Origin of the sequence: Lysinibacillus sp. OL1, assembly GCF_004332175.1 — a bacterium.
In the GTDB taxonomy this organism is placed as follows: domain Bacteria; phylum Bacillota; class Bacilli; order Bacillales_A; family Planococcaceae; genus Lysinibacillus; species Lysinibacillus capsici.
On the sequence record NZ_SJDS01000031.1, the window covers coordinates 1 to 5,725 of the forward strand.

Annotated in this window: 5 protein-coding genes, 1 tRNA gene and 1 rRNA gene; 4 read left to right on the forward strand and 3 right to left on the reverse strand. The window is 38.6% G+C overall.

The window, feature by feature from the left end; genetic code table 11:
• Both rrf and EW028_RS24205 read right to left on the reverse strand, forming a co-directional pair.
• Positions 1–71, reverse strand: a 5S ribosomal RNA gene (gene rrf / locus EW028_RS24200); the annotation flags it as partial.
• Positions 72–349: 278 nt separating this feature from the next.
• Entirely contained in the window at positions 350–1,420 is a 1,071-nt protein-coding gene (locus EW028_RS24205; RefSeq protein WP_131522747.1) for a cysteine desulfurase family protein, read from the reverse strand.
• A 100-nt stretch (positions 1,421–1,520) separates the two neighbouring features.
• Between EW028_RS24205 and nadB the strand changes: the two genes are divergently transcribed.
• From nadB to EW028_RS24225, 4 genes are all read left to right on the forward strand, one after another.
• Entirely contained in the window at positions 1,521–3,107 is a 1,587-nt protein-coding gene (gene nadB / locus EW028_RS24210) for an L-aspartate oxidase (protein ID WP_131522743.1), read from the forward strand.
• Complete coding sequence (nadC, locus tag EW028_RS24215) at positions 3,064–3,924, forward strand: carboxylating nicotinate-nucleotide diphosphorylase (protein ID WP_131522744.1); 861 nt, start codon at positions 3,064–3,066, stop codon at positions 3,922–3,924. Before nadB ends, nadC begins: the two co-directional genes overlap by 44 nt.
• Positions 3,911–5,014 carry a quinolinate synthase NadA gene (nadA, locus tag EW028_RS24220; protein WP_131522745.1) on the forward strand — a complete coding sequence of 368 codons (1,104 nt, stop codon included), beginning with the start codon at positions 3,911–3,913 and terminating at the stop codon, positions 5,012–5,014. The genes nadC and nadA overlap by 14 nt, the downstream gene beginning before the upstream one ends.
• Before the next feature lie 163 nt (positions 5,015–5,177).
• Positions 5,178–5,594: a VOC family protein gene (locus tag EW028_RS24225; RefSeq protein ID WP_131522746.1), complete on the forward strand. Its 417-nt coding sequence runs from the start codon at positions 5,178–5,180 to the stop codon at positions 5,592–5,594.
• A gap of 59 nt (positions 5,595–5,653) precedes the next feature.
• On the opposite strand, the gene EW028_RS24230 is transcribed toward EW028_RS24225, so the two are convergent.
• Positions 5,654–5,725: transfer RNA gene (locus tag EW028_RS24230), tRNA-Glu, on the reverse strand.

Sequence of the window (5,725 nt, forward strand, 5' to 3'; positions counted from 1 at the left end):
TCGGCGCTAAAGAGCTTAACTTCCGTGTTCGGTATGGGAACGGGTGTGACCTCTTTGCCATCATCACTAGACTTTGTTATGTATCTTGTTTTGAAGTTGTTTACCTGTCCTTCAAGACAAGAATTATTGTATAACGTTTTCTAACATTGTGCAATACTTTTTTATAAAAAAAAGAAATTATTACTTTTTAAAGATATTTTTGTTAAGTAAGAGAAAATATTGCCCTGCAAAATATTATAGCAATTGTTGGTTCAAAAGAAAACAATTATTTTATTTGGCCGATATTATTAGCTTATAATCTATTTCAATACAAGTGAAGAATATAGATAATCCTTCACTCGTCTATTCATTAAATATTTGAAAGCTCTATTTTTAATTTTACAATATCCTCAAGTGTAGTGGCGGGACCAAAAGATATTCTAAAAAATTGGCGTGCCGCTTCCAAAGAGAATCCCATTGATAGAATAGCCTTTGTTCCCGATTTACTACGAATATCACATGCACTACCTGTAGAGATACAGATTCCCGCCTCATTTAACTTTAAAAGAACATATTGCCCCTCTACTTTTTCCATCATTACCCCACAAATATTAGGTAGTTGCTGTTTACACTCAACGAGCTGATATTTTTCAGGTAAATTATTTTCAAAATAATTTCTTAGCGTTTCATAATGTTGCAATTCATATTGATAGTTTTCAATTGCCGCGGCAAAGGCCACGATTGCAGGAGTATCTAATGTCCCCCCTCTAAGACCCCTCTCATGTGTCAAACCCGGTGTTAATGCAGGTACTCTGATTGCAGGGTTCAGATATATAGCACCACAGCCCTTTGGTCCGCCTATTTTATGAGCCGAGATGGTAATCGCATCTGCCCCTTTTGGTATAGCTAGTTTGCCAAATGATTGTACACAATCAACATGACAGAATATATTTGATTTTCTTGCCATCTTTACGATTTTCTCTACAGGCTGGATTGAACCAATTTCAGAATTGACATGTTGAATGGTAATCAAAGCAGTCTCTTCCCGGATTGCTTGTTGCAATTGCCCCAGATCCACACAACCATCCTTCTGCAAAGGTAATTTTGTTACAGTAAAGCCCTTTTTCTCAAGTGTATTCAAAGCCGCATGCACTGACGTATGCTCAGCTTGAGATGAAATAATGTGTTTTCCTTTTTTTGAGGCTAGCGCTAACGACAAGATGGCTATGAGATTTCCTTCTGTTCCACTACCCGTAAAAATTACGCCATCACTAGTTACACCTAGGGCTTGGGCTACAACCTCCCTTGATTGCTGGACAAAATAAAAAGCTTGTCCCCCTAAATCATGCAAACTCGCACTATTTCCATAATACCGTTGTGCCACCTCTACATATGCCTCAAGAGATTCCCTCATCATAGGTGATGTTGCAGCATAATCCATATAAATCATCGTCTTCTTCCTCTCTTGTTCATCAGGTCTTGTTTTCTTTTATATTTTATGTAAAGATAAGTGTCAAGACAACTGTAAAGAAGGTATAACGATGGATGTAAAGACAGACGTCCTTATAATTGGTAGTGGTATTGCTGCACTTCAGGCTGCTTTAGTGCTTGAAAAACATTTTCAAATACAAATTGTTACAAAATCATCTGTATATATGAGTAGTTCTTATCGTGCACAAGGTGGGATTGCTGCTGTTACCAGTGAGGAGGATCATATTCAACATCATATTGCTGATACATTGAAAGCTGGAGAGTATCATCATGAGAAAAGGCATGTTAAAACACTTATAAAAGATGGCACTGAGATTATGCAAAACTATCTAAAGGATGGCCTCCCTGTTGATCGGCAGGTCGATGGAAAACCTGTTTTAGGACTTGAAGGAGCACATAGTCATCATCGTATTCTACATGCAGGTGGTGATCGTACTGGTCAGATTTTCATAGATTACTTGCTTCATAAACTTTCGCCCAAAACAAAGATCAATTGCTATGAAATGGCTTATGAGCTTTTACGGAATACAGATGGTGACTGTGTAGGAGTACTAACTAAAGGAGAAAAAGGTACAAAACGTTATTTGGCTCATCATGTTATTTTAGCGACAGGTGGCGCAGGTGCCCTTTATTCAAGTACATCTAATTTTCCAACTAATACAGGGGATGGGATCGCATTAGCATTTCGGGCAGGCGCTGCCATTAGTGATATGGAATTTATGCAATTTCACCCGAGTCTTCTGTGGTGTAAAAATGAAGCAAAGGGATTAGTTTCTGAAGCTGTCAGAGGGGCTGGTGGTATTTTTGTTAATGCCCAGCATCAGCCCATTATGACAGGTTTACATGCTCAACTTGACTTAGCACCAAGACATATTACTGCACTTGCCCTATTTACAAAACGTGCAGCGGGTGAAGAAACGTTTATTGATATCACTAACATTCAAGACTTTGAAGTAAAGTTTCCAACAATTGCTCAGCTGTGCCATGTTCACCGCGTTCATTTACAAGATGGTCTAATCCCCGTGGCTCCAGGAAGTCATTTCTTGATGGGTGGTGTTATTGCTGATGACAAAGGAAGAACTACGATACCGAACTTATATGCAGTCGGTGAGGTTGCCTGTACAGGCGTACATGGTGCGAATCGTTTAGCAAGTAACTCCCTATTGGAAGGTATTACATTTGGTCAAAAAATGGCGCAGTTCATTATTCAAAAAGGGTGTCATCAAAAAAACTTTTTACTGGAAAAGCATCAATGTGCTGATAAAATGCCACCTTTATTTAGCAAACCCCAATTACAGCAAAACATGATGCGGTTCCTAGGTATTGTTAGAAATATGGATGACTTGCAGCATTTTGTAAAGCAACTCCCCTCCTTGCAATCACTTATTCAAGTTAATTTAAAGGGTTTAGAACTAGCTGAGTTGGAATTATTTATGATGCATGTAGTCGCCACATTAATGGCACATGCAGCAATTACGCGAACGGAAACAAGAGGAGCTCATATTCGGACCGATAAACCCGAAATGGAATCACACTGGGCAAGCCGATGGATTATTTTTTCGCAAGGACAAATGAAAGTGAGGAACTCATTGTATGAATATCATCAAACTCGAGGAAATGCTCAAGCAATTTTTTAATGAGGATTTAGGAGATGGAGATTTAACGAGTGAATTTATCTTTTCAGCCGAACAACAGGGAGCTTTTTCTTTTTACGCGAAAGAAAGCGGAATTTTTTGCGGAGCTAACATTATTGAGCATGGCTTTCTCTTACTCGATCGATCAATCGAAGTCAACCTTCATACAAAAGATGGGGAGATGGTGAAGTCAGGTGATGTACTCGCTGTGATTAAAGGTCCCTTACAAAAATTATTAATCGGTGAGCGTGTCATTTTAAATCTTATTCAACGTATGTCTGCTATTGCAACTGCAGCCCATCTTGCCGTTCAAGAAACAGTAGGTACTCACACAAAAATATGTGATACGCGTAAAACACTACCAGGACTGCGTATGTTAGATAAATATGCTGTTCGAATTGGTGGTGCTTTTAATCATCGTAATGGCCTGTATGACGCAATTATGCTAAAGGATAATCATATTGCCTTTGCTGGTAGCATTACAAAGGCAGTTCAGGTAGCTAGGGCGAAAGTCGGTCATACCGTGAAAATTGAAGTTGAAATTGAAACAAAAGAACAATTAGAAGAAGCTGTCCACGCAGGAGCAGATATTATTATGTTTGATAACCGTAGCCCAGAAGAAATCCGTGCATGGCTTCCCATTGTTCCTCCCACTATTGCGACTGAAGCATCTGGGGGCATCACACTTAAAAATTTAAAGGCATATGCCCAATCGGGTATTCAATGGATTTCTCTTGGCTCCTTAACACATTCAGTTAAAGCTTTTGATATTAGTGCACTCGTTCAAATGAAAGGAGATCATTCCCTTGTCCATCACTAGTTTATTACAACAGACGACATTACTCCCAGAGCATTATCGGGCACTATCTGTAAAGGAAATGGAATCTCGTATTTTATCAATAAAGAAAAAATTAGGTCCTAAATTATTTATTCCTGGCCACCATTATCAAAAAGATGAAGTCATTCAATTTGCAGATGCAACTGGGGATTCTTTACAGTTAGCGCAATTATCCGCAGCAAATAAGGAAGCTGAACACATCGTATTTTGCGGTGTACATTTTATGGCAGAGACTGCTGATATGCTGACAACGAAACAGCAACATGTCTATTTACCAGATATGCGCGCTGGTTGTTCAATGGCTGATATGGCAGATATTTATCAAACTGAACAAGCATGGCCAATTCTTCAAGAACTCTTTGGGGATACGATTATTCCTCTAACCTATGTTAATTCAACTGCGGCTATTAAAGCCTTTACTGGAAGACATGGTGGTGCTTGTGTCACTTCGTCGAATGCAAAGGAACTTGTTCAATGGGCTTTTACCCAAAAACAGCGTATCTTCTTTTTACCTGACCAACATTTAGGAAGAAATACTGCCTATGATTTAGGTATACCTCTTGAAAATATGGCTGTTTGGAATCCACATAAGAACATGCTCGAAACAAAAGAGCCTCTTGAAAATATCCAAGTTATTCTTTGGAAGGGTCACTGCTCTGTGCACGAAGGTTTTACTGTTCAACATACAGAGGTTATTCGCAAAGAACACCCGACTATGAGGATTATCGTTCACCCAGAGTGCAGCCGTGAAGTGGTAGCAGCGGCTGATGATGCAGGCTCCACAAAATACATTATTGATACAATCAATCGAGCTCCAAGCGGATCTGCATGGGCAATTGGAACAGAAATGAACCTTGTCAATCGCATTATTAAGCAGCATCCTGATAAACATATTGTCTCCTTAAATGAAAACTTTTGTCCTTGTTTAACAATGAATCGAATTGACCTTCCACATTTGTTATGGAGCTTAGAAAGTATTGATCAGGGTCAACCTCATAACCGTATACAAGTAGATGAACATACTACTTCTGAAGCACTTAGTTCACTTGAAAGAATGCTAGCCAGAGGATAAATAGTTAAAGCTTTTTAAACAGAAAGGTTGAAGATATAACCTTTCTGTTTTTTTTGACATAACACCTACTTTCAATAGTGCTGATGGCTTCATTTTCGCCTGTATTGCTATAATTGACACGACTTTATGCTCCATGATACTGTCAATTTGGAGGTGATACTAAATGGCTTTTCAATCGAAAAATATCTTTATCAATTTACCAGTAAAAGATCTAAACAAATCTATCAGTTTTTTTAAGGAATTAGGTTTTGCGTTCAATCAACAATTCAGTGATGAAACAACAGCCTCAATGATTATTAGTGAAAATATCTTCGTATTAATAATGGTTGAAGAACGATTTAAAGGATTTAGTAAGAAAGAAGTTACAGATACTACTACTTCTGCAGAAGCAATCTTATGTCTCTCTGCTGAAAACCGAGAACAAGTAGATCAATTAGTGAATAAGGCACTTGCCTCTGGTGGTAAACCTTATAGTGAACCACAAGATCACGGATTTATGTATGGTTGGGGTTTTCAGGATGTAGATGGACATATCTGGGAAGTAGTTTATATGGATGAAAATGCATTGAATCAAGAGTAAATTTTGTATCTATGAATATCAAAAAACAGTAGATGCAATTGCATCTACTGTTTCTAGTATGACCCGTACGGGATTCGAACCCGTGTTACCGCCGTGAAAGGGCGGTGTCTTAACCACTTGACCAACGGGCC

Coding starts and splice junctions, on each gene's coding strand:
- EW028_RS24205 (WP_131522747.1), bottom strand. CDS start 1,420: ATGGATTATGCTGCAACATCACCTATGATGAGGGAATCTCTTGAGGCA.
- EW028_RS24225 (WP_131522746.1), top strand. CDS start 5,178: ATGGCTTTTCAATCGAAAAATATCTTTATCAATTTACCAGTAAAAGAT.
- nadB (WP_131522743.1), top strand. CDS start 1,521: ATGGATGTAAAGACAGACGTCCTTATAATTGGTAGTGGTATTGCTGCA.
- nadC (WP_131522744.1), top strand. CDS start 3,064: ATGAATATCATCAAACTCGAGGAAATGCTCAAGCAATTTTTTAATGAG.